Here is an 18,087-nt window from a genome sequence, read left to right as displayed (position 1 = left end):
CAGATGAACAACCGCTCGCTCACAGGCCTCAACCGTTACACGACGGTGGAGGTATCGCCATGTACGAGGACAGAAAAGCTCAAGCGCTTGCAAGCTGGCACAAGCTGATGGAAAAGCCCGAAAGGCATATGAACGCACAAGAGCAGTACGAAGAATTGCTTCGTTTGGCAGAGATTTACTTTCGAGAGGGTTTCATTGACAGGACCGAACGAAAGCAGCTAGTCATCAAAGCCACCAGACGTTATGCCGAGGCAGTGGAAGGGGCCATCGCTGCAACCGGCCTTTAACGACACTACAGCACCTGATCTTTTTCACTGTCAAACGAAGAGGTGACTGTCGTTGGCGCTGTCTGGGCTTCCAGTGCCTCTTTCAAAACGTTTAAATGGGTGAAAAGGCACTTTACAGATCCTTGCGGATTAGCGGGGTCGAAGGCGATTTTTCCGCTCGCAATTAGCGCCATCGCCAATTCCCATGCTCGTTGCGAATCGTCCATCATCTGTTTTCCTCTTGGTGAAGTGCGCTGTCGCAAGCCTCCATCAGCTTCTGAACAGGAAGCGGCGGGAAGTTTTCATTCAATAAGGTCAGATGATCCAAGGCCTCGCAAAACAGGGTTTCAGCTTTCCTTCTGAGTTGGAGATAGCGTTGGAATTGCTCGCTGTCCAGATCCGGTTGCTCGAGCAGTTCGAATGCGGAGCGGCTGATGGCATTGGCCTCATCAAACAGCTTTTTATTCTGCTCCATCGCCAGGCAGCGACACGCAAGGAGTTGGGCATTGGTGTATTGAGAATGCATGGGTGCGGTCCTGTTTGTTAGCTCCTGCTCATACGCTGTGCGGCAGGAAGCTGAACCTAGTCATATATTTTCGGGCGGGTTTCACCCTCCGGTAAAAATTGTGACCGCTACGTTGCAAGCCGGTATCAAAGAATATCTGTTTAAAAAATCGATGGTTTTATCGGATGCCAGGCAGATAAAAAACTTGTTTTTTGATCGCTTCAACTTTGTAGTTTTTTTCCAGGCCAAGGCGATAGCTGTCGAGGGTTCCCTGACAGCTATCGACCCAGGAACAACCTCATTAACGTTGGGGCATCAGTTTGACTTTGATCCAGCCGCTCTCACGTTTATCAAACGACTTGAAGGCTTCAATGGCGTCAGTCAGCGGCTCTTTCTGGGTGAGTATTTTTGCCGGGTCTACACGACCAGCCAAGGTCATTTCGATCAACTTGGGAATGTACTTGCGATGGTGGCAGTTGCCCATGTTCATGGTCAGGTTCTTGTTCATCGCCGCACCGATGGGGAAGGTGTCGAAGCCTGGTGGATACACGCCGATGATCGATAGGGTGCCGGCCTTAGCCAACCCTTCGATGGCCCATTGCAACGCCTGAGCCGGTGCATCGCCCGGTTGCCATTGGGATTGTGAATGCGCCTGGTGCGCATGGTTGGCGTCGATGCCTACGGCATCAACGGCACGGTCCACACCTATACCGTCCGTGAGGCGGTGCAGCGTTTGAACCGGTTCTTCCTTTTCGAAATTTATGCACTCGGCGCCCAGTTCGCGGGCGCGCTCAAGTCGGTCCGCCAAGCCGTCAATAGCAAACACGCGGCCGGCACCCATCAATTTCGCACTGACAATGGTAAATAGGCCAACGGGGCCGCAGCCGAACACTGCGACACTATCGCCATCCCGGATTTCGGCCATCTGCGCGCCAAACCAGGCGGTAGGGAAAATATCCGACATGGCAATGGCCTGGTCATCGGTAATGGCCTGCGGAATCTTGATCAAGCCGATATGGGCGTAGGGAATACGAGCTTTCTCGGCTTGCAGACCGTGGAACGGTCCTGTGCCTTTGGGACCGCCGAAAAACGAGGTGCCGGCCTGTTTGCCGTGAGGATTGACGACATCGCACTGCGAGAAATAACCGGCCCGGCAATAGGAACAGTTACCGCAAGCAATGGTCGAGGGAATGATTACCCGATCACCCACCTTAAGGTTCCGTACGTCATCACCCAGTGCCTCGATGATCCCGACACCTTCATGCCCCAATATCGTTCCAGGCTGCATGTCGGGGACGGTGCCCCGAATGAAATGCAGATCCGTCCCGCAGATGGCTGCTGCCGTAATTCTCACAACGGCATCTGTTGGTTCCTGAATTACGGGATCGGCCACATCGTCCAGCCGGATGTCACCCACGTCATGAAATACGACTGCTTTCATCATCCACCTCGCCATTGGTTTTCAGTTCAGTTGTCTAGCAATGGAGGTCTTGGAAATACGAAAGGTTTATTTAATTAAGATGACCCTGACGAAAGGAACGAACTCTTGAGGCACGCCGGTTACCGGGTCGTGCCCGGCGTTGGACGTGAAAATTAGCGAAGGGAGTAATTGGTCTCGAGATCAATCAGATAAACCACTGGTCGACCTAGACGAACTGATGGTTAAACCGGCGCTTCTACCTTAGTAGGTGAATGTCACTGTTAACTAAGAGGATTTGATCATGCCGCGCGGTGATAAAGACAAATACACAGACAAACAGAAACGTAAGGCCGAACACATTGAAGACAGCTATGAGGCCAAGGGTGTTTCCAAAAACGAGGCAGAGAGCCGTGCCTGGGCTACCGTGAACAAACAATCAGGTGGCGGTGAGCGTAAGGGAGGCTCGGGGCAGAAAACCAGCGAAGCGGCAAAGACAAAGGCTCGTAAATCGTCAGGCCGTCGAGCGGCAGTTAGCCGACAAGGCGTGGCTAGAGCTGGTCAGCAACTCGAGGACATGAGCAAGACGGAATTAATGAGCCGAGCGCGAAAACAGCAAATCGCTGGACGCTCAACTATGCGTAAGGCTGAGCTAGTCGAGGCTTTGCGCCGAGCCAGTTGAGTCAGGATCCTGAGCCTGGCGAGTTTATGGATTGGACTCAGTCACAACTCCGATGGTGATTGTGATGGGGTTCGTTGTTGCGGCTATAGCAGTTGGAAGTTGTACAAAAAATTGGAGCGTGTACAGCTGTTTTCTACCAGTTGTCCGATACTGTTTCGACGAGGTTGCACTTCGCTTGTAGGGGTCTAGTTTTGGACACTACTGACCATCATAGGGAACGGGCGGGAGGGCTCTATGAGACTTCGAGGCGACATCTTCTGGGAGTGGGCAGACCCAGAGCTCCACTGTAGAACACATGATGAAACTCTTAATGATGGGACTCACATCGACGTACAAGTTAGGCTTTCGCGCGCCGGCGAAACGCAGATGTTCATCGGTATTTATGCGCCCGATGGCATGGCTTTGCATGAAATGGCGGTTGACTCACACCCTGGCGAATCGATGACCAGAGTTCTGGCTTGGGGTGTCGGTCGAGCTCGGCAGTTGGCTGCTGGTGCTGGTGCTGGTGGTCCGGCGATTCGTAAATCAGCGTCCTCGAAATAGCGATCAACCTTGAAGGGTGGAGAGAGCAGTAAATCGCCAAAATAGACAGTTCGAAAAATTCGGCTTGGAACTCAATTTCCCGTAACCGACTGTCCGACCGTTCGCAATGAAATGCTCAGTACTGTCACACTGATGTCATGTGGTGCGGGAACGATCCCGCCCGCTCACCAAAATATAAGTGTGACGTCATGCCTTCGATTGATGATTTTCGCTTCACCGCCCACCATCTTTTGCTCGATCTCGATGCAACTACCAACCATCTTATGATGCTAGTGGTTTCAAGCAAGGTTTCGGGAAGCCAATGGGATGAAGCGGTGGCTCGACACAAGAATGCATATGCTGCGTGGGCTTCCATCGTAACCGGCGTTCAAACGGATCCGATGCCTGCTTTAGACGCTCGCCCGGTAGATGGAAATACACCCTCGGCGGACTAACTATCGGTGCAGGTACTTTCGGCGATCAAGGAAGATGCTTTACGAAGAAACGTAGGTATTGACCTCCGCGAATCTGTACATGCAATCGGTCACCTTTGCTCATCGCAAATCACGTCGAACGCGGGTTGTCGAGGATGTTAAATTTTAGACAACTCTTTGTGCAGCAATTCTATGAGGGTGGCCGCATCTCTGTCGCCGCATACGCTGGAAAAGACAACATCGACTCGTTTGGCGTGTGCTCGTAGTTCGAGGACAGCACGGCACTGAGCCGATCGCCCAACAGGTCCCAAGCGCGCTTCTTCTCTTCGGCATAGTCGTGATGCAGGTAATGGCGTCTTACCCGCGAGCCGGCCAGCACATGATTTTGGCAACGATCGATAACGTCCAGGCTGACACCTAAGGCCTGCATCATGGTGGCGCCGGTACGGCGCAGGTCATGCGGCGTCCAGTCGCCGATTTGGCCATCGGCCAGCACCAGGGTATCGTCATGACGCCGTCTGGAGAGGGCCTTGCGGTTTTTGAACCGGGCCTGGCGATCGCCGACCTGTTTGCTCACCACTTTCACGTCCACATGCCCATCATCCAGCTTGTTCGGAAAGCACCACTGGGAGTCTCCCGTCAGGGTCTTGAGCTCCTGAAAGAAATGCAAGGCGAAGGGGGAGAGGAAGACATGGTGGTCCTGTTTCTTGCCGCGGGAGCCTTTGACGTTTTCGCTCGGGAGGAAACAGGTCTGCCGCTCCAGATCGACATTTTTCCATTCGGCCTGCAGTAACTCGCCAATCCGGCACAGCGTTCCCAGGCTGATCCAAAGCGCGAGTTGAGTCTCCTTCTTTAATGGACGAATACCCTCGTACTTTTGGCCGGCGGGGAGGGCGTTGTAATCGGCGGTCATTTGCTGGAAGCGGTTGTGCAATTCCAACAGCTCAGCTGGGGAAAGGATGCGGCTTCTTTCCGCTTCGTAGTCGGCAGGGATCAATGGGGAGATGTCGACCAGTTCAGTCGGATCGCCCTCAACCAGTAACGCCCGCCAAGGTTGGCGCTTTCTGGCCCAACTGAACATTTGATTGAGGTCGGCGAAGAAGCTGATGGCTTGCCGGTGAGCGCCGCGGTTGACCACGGCCCGGATCAGCGCCCGAACATCATGCTCGGACACACTACTGACTGACGTCTTGCCGAGTGCTGGGTAAAGGTCCTTATTAAAGCGTCGTTGCAACTCGGCATTGCCGTCTTTACGCGCGACGCCATCTAACAGCCACGCCTTGGCCAGATCCTGGACGGTCAGCGTTTTCACCTTCGTCGTTTTTACTAGTTCAGCCTCTACGTTAGCAGCGGCGTATGCTTGTGCCTTGGCGGTTTTCTTTTGCTCGTTGGGATTGATCTGCTCATCGATGAGCGCACGTGCCTGGTTGCGTGCTTTACGGATGTCCGTCAGGGATTTGCGCGGCCAGGTTCCGCAGGCGTACTCTTTGTTCTGGTCGCCCCAGCGATACCGATAGAAAAAGCTGACCGACACACCGTCCTTACGGACTGAGATTCGACCGGCGAGATTGCCATCCTCCCTGAGGATGCGGCCGGCATCATTGGCGGTCAGCGACTCGAGTTCTTTGATGGTAATTTTGGCCATGAAACGGACTCCCCCTACTTTTACCCCCACAAAAACGTCGGCTCTTGATGGACGTTACTGGACTCTCGTAGAGCAGAACACCGCTGGAGCTCAAGTAAATACTAGCTTAGAAAAATCCAGAGTGAAATTTTGGAGTCTTTCTAGAAGTATGAAAAAGGAGATGGGGTGCTAGGGGTCGAGTGTTCGAATCACTCCGTCCCGACCATATAATTCAAGGGGTTGCGAGATTTTATCTCGCGACCCCTTTTTATTTCTAATCGTTTTTACCCCTACAATACGACTGGCTCTCAGTGGAATCCTCACTGTTGGCGCTGATTGAAAACTGACCCACAAAGCATCCCAAAGTGAGGGCGTGGCTGGGAAAACATAAACGCTTTCATATGCATTTCACCCCGACGTCCAGCTCGTGGATGACATGGTTGAACGCTTTTTTCGGGACATTACGGTGTATTTGCGTGATGGCAACTTCAGTTCAGTGCGCGAGCTGGAGACCTCGATTACCACCTTCCTGGCCCTGCGCAATGCGCAACCGACTCGGTATGTCTGGAACGCAAAAGGTGAAGACATCCTGAACAAAATTCAACGCGCCCGGGAGGCACTGGTCACAGGCTAATGAGTGAATTATTTTGAGAACAGCACACTAGGCCGCTTAACGTCATGCACGGTGCCGCCGCCGGTCGTGTCGCAGATACCATTTCACGGTTTCATAGGACAGCACCAAGGCCCGGGCGATCTTTGGTTCGGGAGTGCCTGGGCGAGCAGGCGCAATAGTGCTCTCTCACGTTTGTTGAGGGTGTTCACCCCGGCGGCAGCTTCCAATGCACTGCGCTGGATTTGCCTGCTGACTCTCACTTCCCGCAACTGCACCGGTTGCCGAAGTGCCAGAAGGCGCTGGCCATAGAAAGTCAGCATCGGGTCGAGGTTTTCGTTCTCGGCGATGCGGGTAAGCAAGTTCAAAGCTGACGCCTGACCCCTGATCACCGAGGCTGACACGACCCAAGCTCAACATACGCTGGAGCACTGCAAAGATACTGAATAGTCAATGCGCCGAGTTTTGCAGCGCAGTCCGGTGGTCGGGATGAGCGATCTGCAACAATTTGCGGGTGCGCTGATCAAGCGTCAAACCGCGTAAATCGGCTACGCCATGCTCGGTGACGACAATCACCGCATCGCTGCGGGCAACGGTGACGGGGCCGCTCAACTTGGTCACGATTCTGCTTTGTGCACCTGCGGTGGAGGGCAGGGCGATTATCGGTAGGCCGCCTCTTGAAGCGCGCGCACCGCGGATAAAGTCGATCAGCCCGCCGACGGCCCCGATGTAACTGCCCGCGGCACACTCCGAATTCACCTGGCCAGTCAGGTCAACCTCGACCGCTGAGTTGATCGCCACCAGTTTGTCGAGACTCGCCAGGACGTGCGCATCGTGGGTATAGCGCGTCGAGCGCAGTTGCAGGGACGGGTTGTTGTGCGCGTAACGGTGCAACAGGCTGCTGCCCATGAGAATGCCACCGACGCTGATGCCGCGGTCGATCGGCTTGCGTTGATTGGTGATAGCCCCGCTCTGCATCAGCCTTGCGACGCCATCGCCAAGGCTGCCCGAATGCACGCCTAAATGGCGGTGCTCAGCCAGCGCACTCAAGACGGCATCGGGTATGGCGCCGATGCCCATTTGCAGAGTGGCACCATCTTCGACCAGCCCGGCGATGTGGTTGGCGATCTGGCGAGCGCTTTCGCGGATAGGGCTGACTGCGTTCTCCATGGGCGCCCGGTCGGAAAACACAATGGCATCCAGGTCGTCGTCAGTCAGGGTCCTATCAGCGTAGGTCCAGGGTGCCTGGGCATTGATTTCTGCGATGACCAAGCGCGCGCTGTCGAGTGCTGGCAACAAGTACTCGCTGGCAATGCTCAGGCTGTAGCGGCCCTCGGCGTTGGCAGGCGCCAGTTGCAGCATCAACACATCGATGCGCAAGGCACCGCTGGTGATCAGCTCGGGCAGCTCGGAGTAGTGGCTGGGCAGTACCTGCAATAACCCGGCGTCCGCCAGTTCGCGATTGGCGCCTGCGCCGCAATAGGAGATGAAATCTACGCGGTCCGCGTGCTCTGGTTTGCAGGTGGAAGTGTTGGCAATGCCCAGCATCACCCGGAATCTGCCTATCTTATGTCGCTGGGCCATCAATGCCTGGGTCAACGGCAGAGGCTCTGCGTTGGCTTGGCCCCACATGACGGTGTCACCCGGTTGAACGAGGCCAGCGAGGTCCAGCGATTCGAGGTGCAAGAGGTGTGGCATCAGGCGATCTCGGCAACAGCCAGCCGCGGCTGCCGTTTGGCCAGCCGAGGCTCGACGGAGGAGGGGAACGGCGGCGGCAGTGCCGCCGCGGTCGTTAGACGATTGAGGACGGATGTTTAGCCAGCGGCGTGACCTGGATGGTCATGTACGGGAACAGCGGCAGGCTCGACAGCAGCGCATGCAGCTCGTCATTATTTTCCACGTCGAGGATGCTGATGTTCGAGTACTGGCCGACGATCCGCCACAGGTGCGGCCATTTACCTGACTCCTGAAGTTCGGTGGCGCGTTTTTTCTCGGCGAGCTTGATCGCATCGATGGTATCGACAGGGATATCGCGCGGTATGTTGACGTCCATTTTTACGTGATAAAGCATTGGTTTTGCTCCGCTCAGATTTTGCTATTGGTCAGTGGATGGTCGGCAACCCTGGACGTACGATCGTCCGCATTGGCGTCCAGGTTTGCATCGACATCTTCCAGTCGTACGCCGCGCGTCTCCGGGAGCAGCAATACGGCGATGATTGCCAGGGCGTAGGCCACCAGGCAAAAGCCTCCGATTGCCTCAGCCAAGCCGAAACGCTCGGACAAGACCCCCACCCCAGCGATGGACAGCGCACCCAGGGACTTACCGAGGTTGTAGGAAAAGCCCATGCACGTGGTGCGGATGTGGGTCGGGAACAGCTCACTCAGGAAGGGGCCGACAACCGCGAAGATACCTGTTGCGAAGGCGCCTACCGGAAAGCTCATCAGCATCAGCACGGTTGGGCTCATCGGCACCAGCATGTAGATCACGGTGAAGATCCACGCGCCCAGGCAGAACAGCAGCAGCGCCGGTCGCCGACCGTAGCGATCGGAGAGGTACGCGGTGAGCACGAAGCCTGCGAATGCACCAGCACACATGATCAGCATGGTGATGACGACCGGCCCCGGCTTCAGCCCGCGGACCTGCACCATCAAGGTCGGCAGCCACGCCATGATGGTATAGGCGGCGGCCTGCAGACCCGTCACCAACAGTGCGCCCAGCAGGGTCAGGCGGATCACGGAAGGGCGGAACGCGGAAAAGATCGAGGCTTTTTCTTTGTTGGCAGCCTTGGCTTCCTTGAAAATTTCCGGGTCCTTGACGTGACGGCGGATAAACAGCACGAACGCGGCCGGAATGATTCCCACCCAAAATGCCACACGCCATGCCATTTCCGCAGGCAGGTAAGCGAGCAGGGCGGTCATCACCACCGCAGACATGGCCCAGCCCACCGAGAACCCGCTTTGCACGAAGCCCATCGCCTTGCCGTGATGCTGAGGACGGACCACCTCGGCCATCAGCGCGGCACCCACGGCCCACTCGCCGCCGAAGCCCAAACCTTGCAGGGTCCGCACTACAAGCATTTGTTCAAAGGACTGGGTAAAACCGGCCAGCACGCCGAACAGCGTGAACCAGCAGATGGTGAAGATCAGGATCCGCACCCGACCGTAACGGTCGCTGAGGATACCGGCGACCCAACCGCCCAGGGCTGCCGAAAGCAAAGCGGCGGTGCCAAGGATGCCGGCCTCGCCTTTAGATATCTGCCAGACCGCCATGAGCGTCGGTAGCAGGAAGCTGAACATCTGGGCGTCATAGGTATCCAGCGCCCACCCGGAAAAACATGCCCAGAACGTTTTACGTTCTTGCGAGGAGCCGGTTTTGTACCATTCGAACATTTCGCTGTCCTTTATTGTTATTGGGCTTCTTATTGAAAGTACTTGGGCTGCGAGGCCGTGATCCAGCATGCAACAGTTAGCGGATGGCGCCCATTTGCCTTTGCAAAACCCGGCCTTCCAACCTGGCTAATGCTTAGGCATCGCGTGGAGAAATCAACAAATCTTGGGCCATGCTGGCGACCAGGCGGCCGTCTTGCCGATAGATATGGGTCATGTTAAGCCCTCTACCTGACAGGCTGCGCACGGCATCGTTGACGAACAGCAACCACTCATTGACGTTGATCTCCAAGCTGTGAAACCACAGCGTGTGGTTGAGGTTGCTGACGTAATGGTTTTGCCAGAGATCGAGCATCCCATGCGCGGGCGCCAGGCTGGCATTCAGCCAACCGTCGGACAGGTAGGCCAGCGCCGTATGATGCAGGCAGCCTTCGGCCGTGAGCGGTTGGGTCAAGCGCACCCAGTAAGCGATGTCGCGGCGGGCGGCGGGCTGCTCGAAAGCATCCTGATGAATCAAGCGGATATCGAGCAAAGGCCGGCCGCTGAAACCAAGCTGCACGGCTGCGCTGTCCGAGGCGTACTGCTCGGCCAGTTCGGCCAGCGTCGGCAGGCCTTCCGGTGCAGGCATTTGCATTTGCAACCGGTGCGGCTCGCCAGGCTCGGACTGTGCCGCCTGAAAGCTGGCGTTGGCGCTGAGGACCACCCCGGTGCCTTGCACGCCATAGACATGGCGGGTGGACAGGCGTCGGCCGTCTTGCAGCGCTTCGACGCTGTATTCGATGGTGTCATCTGGGCGGGCGCCCTGCAGAAAGGTCATCTGCAACATGCTCGGGCTACGCCCCGGCGCCGTTTGCGCTGCGGCCCACAGCGCTTGCCCCAGCAACTGACCGCCGTAGACCCGGCCATTGGCATTGATGTCGCAGGCATAGCTGTGCCAATTGTGTTGGCCTGCCGGTTCCAGGGTCAGCAACTCGGTGAGATCGCGCTGGTCCCAACGACGCCCACTGTTCATGGCGTCAGCGTCGCGAGTGGGCGATGGTCCATCGACGGCTGCGCAGTCGACGCGACTTCATGCGCGTTCAGCGCACTGAAGTCCAGCGGCACTTCGGTTACGTCCTGCAGGGCCAGCGGGGTGATGCCGCCGATCAACTCACGTACTTTTACGCCGGTCGCGGTGATGTCCAGGGTCGCCAGTTCGGTGTAGATACGACTGACGCAACCGAGCCCGGTCAATGGGTAAGTGCACGCCGGCAACAACTTGCTGCGACCGTCCTTGCCCAGGTGTTCCATCATGACGTAGACGCGCTTGGCGCCGATCGCCAGGTCCATGGCGCCACCCACCGCGGGAATCGCATCCGGTGCGCCGGTGTGCCAGTTGGCCAGGTCACCGCTGGCAGACACTTGGAATGCACCCAATACGCACACGTCCAGGTGACCGCCGCGCATCATGCCGAAGGAGTCCGCATGGTGGAAAAAAGCGCCGCCAGGAGCCAGTTCGATCGGTTCTTTGCCGGCGTTGATCATGTCCCAATCTTCTTCCCCGGGTGCGGCCGCTTGCCAGCGGCCCATGACGCCGTTTTCACTGTGCAGGAAGAAGTCTTTATCCAGCGGCAGGTGGTTGGCAACCAGAGTCGGCAGGCCAATACCGAGGTTGACATAAGAGCCTTCGGTGATGTCTCGGGCGACGCGTTGCGCCATGGCATTACGTACATTCTTGTCCATACCAATCATCCCGCTAGATTTATAGGTGCCGTCGCTACGGCGGCCTGGTCGCGACGCAACACCAGGTGCTTGACGAAGATGCCTGGCGTAACGATGGTCTCGGGGTCCAGCTCTCCCAGCTCGCAGAAGCGCTCAATGGAGGCAATGGTGTTTTTCGCCGCCATGGCCATCACCGGGCCGAAGTTGCGTGCCGTCTTTCGGTACACCAGGTTTCCCCAGCGGTCGCCAGCCTCGGCCTTGATCAAGGCGTAATCGACGTGAATGGGATACTCGAGTACGTAATCGCGACCCTCAATGGTGCGGGTCTCTTTACCTTCGGCCAGCAACGTGCCAAAGCCGGTAGGGGTAAAAAACGCGCCGACACCCACGCCGGCAGCGCGCAAGCGTTCTGCCAGATTGCCTTGAGGCACTATCTCCAGTTCGATGTTTCCCGCCCGGTATAGCGTTTCGAAAACGTGCGAGCCGGTCATCCTCGGGTAGGAGCAGAGAATGCGGCGAACGCGTCCGGCCTTGAGCAGTGCCGCAAGCCCGGTATCGCCCTGGCCTGCGTTATTGCTGACGAGCGTCAGGTTGCAAGCGCCCTGTTCAATCAGCGCGTCAATCAGGTCGTCGGGCATACCTGCGCCGCCGAAACCGCCCACCGCGATGGTGGCTCCGTCGGGAATATCAGCCAAAGCCGCCTGGACGCTGGTGGAAAGCTTGTCGATCATGGATGGAGTCCTTGTTGTGAATCTTGCGCCGTTACCGCCAGAGTCGGGATAGAGACGGGTACAGGCAGACGAAGCGCCGGGTGCGTGGCCAAGACGCTTCGACTTCCTGGTTGGATCAGCTTGCCCAACCCGGCCGCCAGCCACAATTTCGGTGTTCGGAAGGCTTGATTAACCGGTGGTTAACAGCCGCCCGACCTTCACTCAGACACCCGCCACGCCGACTGTCATGCCGCCACAGACATACAGCACCTGACCGGTGACGAAGCCGCTGCGGGCGTCCAGAAAGAACGCGGCAGCCTGGGCAATATCCTCCGGTAAACCCAGGCGCTGAACTGGCACTGAATCAATGATGGCTTGCGTGCACGGGCTGTCTGGCGGATTGGCCCGCTCAAACAGTTCGGTGCGGATCGGCCCGGGGCCGATCGCGTTGGCCGTGATGCCAAAGCGGCCCAGCTCCAGCGACCAGACGCGGGTCATGCCCAACAATCCTGCCTTGGTAGCGGCGTAGGCACTGCGCAGTTCCTTGCCCAAGGCCGCGCGTGACGACATGTTGAGGATGCGCCCGAAACCGGCCTCTTTCATGCCGGGCAACAGCGCTTGCATGCACTGCAACGAACAACGCAGGTTGAGCGCCCAGACCTGCTCCAACTCCTCAAGACTCTGCTCTTGCGCGTTGTTGGGACACACCCTGCCGACGTTGTTGACCAGCCGGGTGATGGGACCGCCGCGAAGCGCTTGTTCCAATGCCTGTGCGGTGGCTTCAACGTTGCTGAGGTCAGCGATCAGGCCATCGCCGATACGGTCGATCACCACCGGTTCGAAACCGTCTTCGATGCAACGCTGCGCAATCGCCGCGCCAATACCTGACGCGCCGCCAGTAATCAATACGCGTTCTCTGGACATGCTTGTACTCCTTTGAGGGGTTCTAGACGGTGGCAACAGGATTCAACGGCGAACCAACGGCGCCCGGCAGGCGCAAGGGCGGGGCGGTCAGCAGAAAACGATAGCGCTGGTGGGCGCGCAACCATTTGGCCAAGGGCGTGAGGTGCCACAGTTCGCCCAGATGAATGCCCAGTTTGAACAAACAGTGGTGGTGCAGCGGCATGACCGAACAGCAGCCATCGCCTTGCCCGTTGGGGAATATTTCCACCGAGTAATTGTCCGCAGCGATAGCGACCAATCCACTGTCAGTGATCCATTGCAGGAGGCGCTGGTCATTACCGTCCAACACGGCTCCGAGTGCCTCCAGGGCCTGGGGATCCGGGTTCTTGTTCATCCCGAGCAGCGCTTCGGCGTAACCGGTGTGCAGGCAGACGATATCGCCGGGTTCGACTTGCACTTGGTCGGCGTCAAGCACGTGCATCAACTCGTCGTAGCCGATATGGACACGCGCGTCACCGTAGTGATGGTGCAGGTCAATCATCACTCCGCGGCCTTGCACGCAAGTTTCGGCCATGCGTTCGATGCCCAGGGCGTGGGCACATGAGGTGCTGTGCGGAGCAATCGGCCCCTCGACGCCACAATCGGCAAGTTCACTTGGGCCAACGACATCGATACCCGCTGCGTATCCGTTGTAATACAGCGGTTCAGGCACGCCGTCGCCGTCCGCGTCGAACAGCGCGCCAACGTGCGAGAGGGCGTCCCATTGAGTGGAATACTGCAAATGCAGAATGGCCAGGTCGTCGCTCAATACATCGGGGCGCCCGGCCTGGATGCGGTCATACTGATAGTTCATGTTGACCCCGCCTTTACGCAGCAACGGGCGTAAAATCGGTGGCCGGCGGTTGACGTTCATGGCGTTGCCGCCCGGGTAGTCCAGCGGCAGACTCAAGCAGAAAGCCAGGCCTTCTTGGACCTCGGCGATGCCCTGTAGAACCTTGTCCGCGGTCAGCAGGTTGAGGCGACCCTTCTGGTCGTCGGGGCCAAAATCCCCCCAGTTCGATCCTTCGGGACGATGTTTCCAGCGGTGATGGAACATCTGGCGTTCCTCAATATTGTAAATTTCAAGCGGCCGTCAGCCGCCGACAGGCTGCGGGCCCGCTTCGCACAGGCGCTTTGAGCATCGGTATCGTTTGCTCGACTGCGGCGTGTCAGTCGTGGATCAGCTTCCGGGGGCTGCGGCTTCGGAGGCGTGGCACCATTCGATCAGGCTGTTGGCAAAATCCCGGGCGAAAGATGAAAGCCCGTCAAAATCCTGAGCACAGAGCTGGAACGTGCGGATTGCCCAAGGGTCGAGCAGGGCGCATGAACCGATGTTCTGCTGACCCTTGAGCCGGGTAAATCCAGCCTGGGGCACGATGGCAATGCCAGCACCTGCCTCGACCATTCGGAAAATCGCATCAGAACTCGCGACTTGTACGCGAATCGTCAACGGCGTGTGCAGTGCGGCGGCGGCTCGGCTCAGGAAGACGTGGATAGCACTGCCTTCGAGCAGTGAGACAAACGCGTATTGCAACGCCTCTTTGAAAAACACTTCGCTGTTGGTCAGTATCGGATGCCCAAGCGGGGCAATGACCATCAGGCGACTGGAGACCAGCGGCACGCTTTGCAGACCTTCGGTGACCACGCTGCCAGAGACGATTCCGAGATCCGCGGCGCCATCGCGAATGCTGCGCACGATATCGTCGCTAAGGCGCTCGCGCATGTCGATGTGCACGTCCGGGTGAGTCTTCAGATACTCGCCAACGACTGGTGGCAAATATTCAGTAATCGCCGTGGTATTGGCCAGCAACCGCAACTGTCCCTTCAAGCCAATGGCATATTCCTGGAGGTCCCCAGTGAGCAACGCAAGTTGCGCGAGGATCAGTCGCGCATGTTGCAGATAGGTTTTGCCCGCGTTCGTCAGCGTCACTCCTTGCGGTGAGCGTTCGAGCAGGCGCATGCCCAGGTTGTCCTCCAGGTTCTTGATGCGGTTGCTGGTCGCCGGTACCGATAGAAAGGAACGCTCGGCACCGCGCGTCAGGCTGCTGGTTTCCGCGATGTTGATGAACAAGCGGAAATCAGTGATATCAAAATGAGTCGCCATCAGTGCTCTACTTCTCGGTCAGGGGTGACCCAAGGTAGTGGCAGCAGCCATCGTCTGTCCACGGATGAACGGCGCCGTGTTCCCGGCGGATTTACCACTGCGCCGGCTCGAACAGAAAACCGTTGCCCTGGCGGCGCACATACCCGCAGTGAGGTTCGCCAAAATGCACTGGCATGATCAGCGCTTCCCGATCAGCGGCGCGGTTGAGAAACTCCATGCGTGTCGTGCGTGCGGTGTCTTCCCAGATGCAGTAACCGGAGTTGACGTCTGGCCTGACGATTTGAATCGGGCTGTGCAGGATGTCGCCGCAGAACACGCCTTCCTCGCCGCCAGAACGAACGCGGAAAACCACTTGTCCCGGGCTGTGTCCTGGCGCTGGCTCGACCACCAGGCAATCGGCAATTTCCTGCGGTGCCTCCATCATCACGCCAAGCCCTTCATCGATGATGGGCATGACACTGTCAAAAAATGCATCGCCGAAGACGTCGATGACGTCCGACGCCTTGTTCTTGCCTTCCTTGCAGAACAAGAAGTCTTCCTTGGGAATGTAGTACTTGGCGTTAGGGAATGTCGGCACCCAGCGGCCGTCTTGCCAGCTGGTATTCCAGCCCACGTGGTCGGCGTGCAAGTGCGTCATGACGACATGGGTGACTTTTTCCGGCGCCGCACCGGCAGCGGTCATCCATTCGCGGACCAGGGTATTGAGCATGTTCATCCGGGCAATGCCGGCACGGGGCTTGAAGTTGCCGACGCCCGTGTCGACCACGATGATGTTGTTGCCCGCGTGAACCACCCAGAACTGGATGGTAACGATCAATTTATTCATGTGTGGCACCCAGTGATTCGGGGCCATCAATTCGCTGTGCTCTTCAAGTACGCTGCGATCGATCGAGGGGAACAGAAAAGCCGGATCATGGGTCGGCCCTGCGTATTCGAGGATTCGCGTGACTTTGATATCGCCGATCATGCGTGACTGCATCATGGGGTGTTTTTCCTTTTCTCGTATAAGGCTCAGTCAGGCAGCGTGTCCGCTGGTGGCAACCCGATGTTCCGGCTGGGCCATGAATACCTGGTAAATCTCGGCGCCAGTACGGCCCTCAAGAATGTAATGATCGAGCAGTGCACTGACCCAACGCGGACTCTGTACCGGCATAAAGTGGCCTGAGGCAACCTGTAGCGCTTCGATATGGCTGGCGAAAGCGGCGAGCCGGTGGATTTCTGCAGGGGGGCGCAGGCTGTCGTATTCACCGGCAACCAGCAGTGTCTGGAGCGGCAAGCGCGGTAAATCGCTCTCGAGTTCCATGCGCGCAAGCATGGAGAAGATAGCGGCAAAGCTGTGCGGGTCAGCGCTTAGCCAGCGCAAGCTGAACCGTTCGAATTCGCCAGCGTCGGTGCGCAAGGGTTCGGGCCAGGTCTTGTCCAGAAGCGCCGGGATCAGTGTGTTCAAACCTTGCAAGCGAATCGCCTGGGCGCGTTCCAATGTGGCTTCCCGGGCCGCGGGCGCCACGCCGCAGGCCGGCGCCATGCCGATCAGGTGGCTGACTCGCAGCGGGTGGAGGGCTGCAAAACGAATGGCAATGGCAGCGCCTACAGCGACCCCGGCCAGGGCCACTGGCCCTTGAATCTGTAACGCATCCAGCAGCGCAGCCAGATCGTCAACGTGCGCGTCGAGATCGACTTCACCAACGATCTTTTGCGAAAGTCCCGAGCCGCGCACGTCGTAGCGCAGGGTCTGGAATTTACCCTTGAGAAGGCCGCAGACCTGATCCCAACTTTCCACGGCGCCGCCCATTTCATGAATCAATACCAGCACCGGGCCCGTCGTTGGGCTCAGTTCGTACCTTAGCACTTGATCATTTGCCTTCAGCCACTTCATGTTCATGCCTCGTTCAGACGCGCTCGAAGATCGCGGCCATACCCTGGCCGCCGCCGATGCACATGGTTTCCAGACCGTATCGCACGTCACGGCGACGCATTTCATGGAGCAGGGTGGTCATGATGCGCAAACCGGTTGCGCCAATCGGGTGGCCTAAGGAAATACCTGAACCGTTGACATTGACCCGCTCGATATCCTGCATGTCCCAGGCGCGCAAGACCGCCAGCGCCTGCGCGGCAAAGGCTTCGTTTACCTCGATCAGGTCCATGTCGGCCAGGCTCAGGCCCGTGCGTTGCAGCAGTTTGGCCACTGCGGGCACCGGGCCTATACCCATGCGTGCCGGTTCACAACCTGCCGAAGACCAATCCACCCATCTGGCGATTGGTTGCAAGGCGTGGCGTGTTGCGTATTCGCGAGAGACCACCAGGCAACCTGCAGCGGCATCATTTTGCTGGCTCGAGTTGCCGGCCGTGCAGATCCCGTCCGGCAACAGAGTGCGCAGGCCAGCCATGGTGTCCAGGTCGGCGTCAGCGCGGATGCCTTCGTCAATGCTCACCCGTTCGCTAGCGCCACGTTTGCGCGGTACGTCCACGTCGATGACCTCGTCGGCAAAACGTCCTTCGCGCCATGCCGCTGCTGCATTCAAGTGGCTGCGCACGGCGAAGCGATCCGCTTCGTCACGCGAAATGTGGAAATCCTGAGCCAGGTTCTCAGCGGTCTCCGGCATGCCCGAAATGCGCCCGAAACGGGTCTCGGGCTGTGAACGCTCGCGGCCTCGTTCCAGGCGGTCATGCAGTTTCACACTGCCGGCGCGCGCACCCCAGCGCATGTCGTTGCTGTAGTACTCGATGTTACTCATGCTCTCGACGCCAATGACCATGACGGCCTCGGCATGGCCGGTCTGGATGCGCATCGCGGCATCGGCCATGGCTTGCAGACCGGAACCACAACGACGATCGACCGTATAGCCGGGCACTTCTATCGGCAAGTCGGCCAGCAGAGCGGCGTAACGGCCCATGCAAGGAGCTTCGCTGTTGGCATAAGACTGGGAAACGATGACTTCATCCAGCGTGTCAGGGGCGATATTCAACCGCTCCACCAGCGTTCGAATAACGGTCGCCGCCAGGTGGTCGGCAGTCAGTGAGGCGAGAGCGCCGCCAAATTTGCCGATAGGCGTCCTGAGGGGCGACACGATCAATGCGTCTTTCATCACGCTGGTACCTTTTGTTATGGGCGTGTGCGGCTAGGTCGATTGAGCATGGCGCTGGTTGGCCGCCCAGACAATTTCGTTTAGCGAAAGACTGCGT

The 18,087-nt window shown here is 58.0% G+C and carries 21 protein-coding genes and 1 pseudogene; 5 read left to right on the top strand and 17 right to left on the bottom strand.

The window, feature by feature from the left end:
- Positions 1–59: 59 nt before the first annotated feature.
- On the top strand, positions 60–287 hold the full coding sequence (locus RHM69_RS09330) for a hypothetical protein (RefSeq protein WP_069557056.1): 228 nt from the start codon (positions 60–62) through the stop codon (positions 285–287).
- 5 nt (positions 288–292) lie between these two features.
- Here RHM69_RS09330 and RHM69_RS09325 read toward each other — a convergent pair whose 3' ends face one another.
- From RHM69_RS09325 to RHM69_RS09315, 3 genes are all read right to left on the bottom strand, one after another.
- On the bottom strand, positions 293–496 hold the full coding sequence (locus tag RHM69_RS09325; protein ID WP_069557055.1) for a hypothetical protein: 204 nt from the start codon (positions 494–496) through the stop codon (positions 293–295).
- On the bottom strand, positions 493–792 hold the full coding sequence (locus RHM69_RS09320) for a hypothetical protein (protein ID WP_069557054.1): 300 nt from the start codon (positions 790–792) through the stop codon (positions 493–495). The genes RHM69_RS09325 and RHM69_RS09320 overlap by 4 nt, the downstream gene beginning before the upstream one ends.
- A gap of 280 nt (positions 793–1,072) precedes the next feature.
- Positions 1,073–2,212, bottom strand: a complete 1,140-nt coding sequence (locus RHM69_RS09315; RefSeq protein WP_069557067.1) for a zinc-dependent alcohol dehydrogenase — start codon at positions 2,210–2,212, stop codon at positions 1,073–1,075.
- A gap of 280 nt (positions 2,213–2,492) precedes the next feature.
- Between RHM69_RS09315 and RHM69_RS09310 the strand changes: the two genes are divergently transcribed.
- The 3 genes from RHM69_RS09310 to RHM69_RS09300 all read left to right on the top strand — a co-directional run bounded on the left by RHM69_RS09310 (position 2,493) and on the right by RHM69_RS09300 (position 3,847).
- Complete coding sequence (locus RHM69_RS09310) at positions 2,493–2,870, top strand: Rho termination factor N-terminal domain-containing protein (protein WP_069557053.1); 378 nt, start codon at positions 2,493–2,495, stop codon at positions 2,868–2,870.
- Positions 2,871–3,104: 234 nt separating this feature from the next.
- Positions 3,105–3,413, top strand: coding sequence for a hypothetical protein (locus RHM69_RS09305; RefSeq protein ID WP_083263046.1), 309 nt, complete (start codon positions 3,105–3,107; stop codon positions 3,411–3,413).
- Positions 3,414–3,601: 188 nt separating this feature from the next.
- Entirely contained in the window at positions 3,602–3,847 is a 246-nt protein-coding gene (locus tag RHM69_RS09300; protein WP_139129457.1) for a hypothetical protein, read from the top strand.
- Between the two features lie 169 nt (positions 3,848–4,016).
- Here RHM69_RS09300 and RHM69_RS09295 read toward each other — a convergent pair whose 3' ends face one another.
- A complete protein-coding gene (locus RHM69_RS09295; protein ID WP_069557052.1) occupies positions 4,017–5,471 on the bottom strand; it encodes a tyrosine-type recombinase/integrase in 1,455 nt (484 codons plus the stop codon).
- Between the two features lie 332 nt (positions 5,472–5,803).
- On the opposite strand from RHM69_RS09295, the pseudogene RHM69_RS09290 reads away from it, so the two are divergent.
- A pseudogene (locus tag RHM69_RS09290) lies at positions 5,804–6,084 on the top strand (IS630 family transposase); the annotation flags it as partial.
- An 83-nt stretch (positions 6,085–6,167) separates the two neighbouring features.
- Here the strand turns inward: RHM69_RS09290 and RHM69_RS09285 are convergent.
- The 13 genes from RHM69_RS09285 to RHM69_RS09225 form a co-directional block, all read right to left on the bottom strand.
- On the bottom strand, positions 6,168–6,428 hold the full coding sequence (locus tag RHM69_RS09285) for a hypothetical protein (RefSeq protein ID WP_069557051.1): 261 nt from the start codon (positions 6,426–6,428) through the stop codon (positions 6,168–6,170).
- Positions 6,429–6,510: 82 nt separating this feature from the next.
- Positions 6,511–7,758 carry an acetyl-CoA hydrolase/transferase family protein gene (locus tag RHM69_RS09280; RefSeq protein WP_044275667.1) on the bottom strand — a complete coding sequence of 416 codons (1,248 nt, stop codon included), beginning with the start codon at positions 7,756–7,758 and terminating at the stop codon, positions 6,511–6,513.
- A gap of 94 nt (positions 7,759–7,852) precedes the next feature.
- Positions 7,853–8,131 (bottom strand): muconolactone Delta-isomerase, encoded by a 279-nt coding sequence (gene catC / locus RHM69_RS09275; RefSeq protein WP_044275668.1) that lies wholly within the window; start codon positions 8,129–8,131, stop codon positions 7,853–7,855.
- Positions 8,132–8,145: 14 nt separating this feature from the next.
- Entirely contained in the window at positions 8,146–9,450 is a 1,305-nt protein-coding gene (locus RHM69_RS09270; protein WP_322255494.1) for an MFS transporter, read from the bottom strand.
- A gap of 133 nt (positions 9,451–9,583) precedes the next feature.
- Positions 9,584–10,459 carry an acyl-CoA thioesterase gene (locus RHM69_RS09265; RefSeq protein ID WP_069557049.1) on the bottom strand — a complete coding sequence of 292 codons (876 nt, stop codon included), beginning with the start codon at positions 10,457–10,459 and terminating at the stop codon, positions 9,584–9,586.
- Positions 10,456–11,178 (bottom strand): 3-oxoacid CoA-transferase subunit B, encoded by a 723-nt coding sequence (locus tag RHM69_RS09260; protein WP_371914716.1) that lies wholly within the window; start codon positions 11,176–11,178, stop codon positions 10,456–10,458. The genes RHM69_RS09265 and RHM69_RS09260 overlap by 4 nt, the downstream gene beginning before the upstream one ends.
- Positions 11,175–11,879, bottom strand: a complete 705-nt coding sequence (locus RHM69_RS09255; RefSeq protein ID WP_044275672.1) for a 3-oxoacid CoA-transferase subunit A — start codon at positions 11,877–11,879, stop codon at positions 11,175–11,177. Before RHM69_RS09255 ends, RHM69_RS09260 begins: the two co-directional genes overlap by 4 nt.
- 201 nt (positions 11,880–12,080) lie before the next feature.
- Positions 12,081–12,782 (bottom strand): SDR family oxidoreductase, encoded by a 702-nt coding sequence (locus tag RHM69_RS09250; protein ID WP_044275673.1) that lies wholly within the window; start codon positions 12,780–12,782, stop codon positions 12,081–12,083.
- A 22-nt stretch (positions 12,783–12,804) separates the two neighbouring features.
- The gene (locus RHM69_RS09245) at positions 12,805–13,857 is read right to left on the bottom strand and encodes a cyclase family protein (protein WP_069557048.1); all 1,053 of its coding nucleotides are present in this window, start codon (positions 13,855–13,857) and stop codon (positions 12,805–12,807) included.
- A 123-nt stretch (positions 13,858–13,980) separates the two neighbouring features.
- Complete coding sequence (locus tag RHM69_RS09240) at positions 13,981–14,904, bottom strand: LysR substrate-binding domain-containing protein (protein ID WP_044275675.1); 924 nt, start codon at positions 14,902–14,904, stop codon at positions 13,981–13,983.
- A 91-nt stretch (positions 14,905–14,995) separates the two neighbouring features.
- On the bottom strand, positions 14,996–15,886 hold the full coding sequence (locus RHM69_RS09235) for an MBL fold metallo-hydrolase (RefSeq protein WP_044275676.1): 891 nt from the start codon (positions 15,884–15,886) through the stop codon (positions 14,996–14,998).
- 33 nt (positions 15,887–15,919) lie between these two features.
- Positions 15,920–16,780 carry an alpha/beta fold hydrolase gene (locus tag RHM69_RS09230; protein ID WP_069557047.1) on the bottom strand — a complete coding sequence of 287 codons (861 nt, stop codon included), beginning with the start codon at positions 16,778–16,780 and terminating at the stop codon, positions 15,920–15,922.
- Between the two features lie 13 nt (positions 16,781–16,793).
- Positions 16,794–17,990, bottom strand: coding sequence for an acetyl-CoA C-acetyltransferase (locus RHM69_RS09225; RefSeq protein ID WP_069557046.1), 1,197 nt, complete (start codon positions 17,988–17,990; stop codon positions 16,794–16,796).
- Positions 17,991–18,087 lie beyond the last annotated feature (97 nt).

Origin of the sequence: Pseudomonas sp. CCI1.1 (assembly GCF_034348165.1) — a bacterium.
Classification (GTDB): Bacteria; Pseudomonadota; Gammaproteobacteria; order Pseudomonadales; family Pseudomonadaceae; genus Aquipseudomonas; species Aquipseudomonas paracarnis.
Note: the sequence above shows the minus strand (reverse complement) of the source record. Positions and strands in the feature narration are given on the sequence as shown.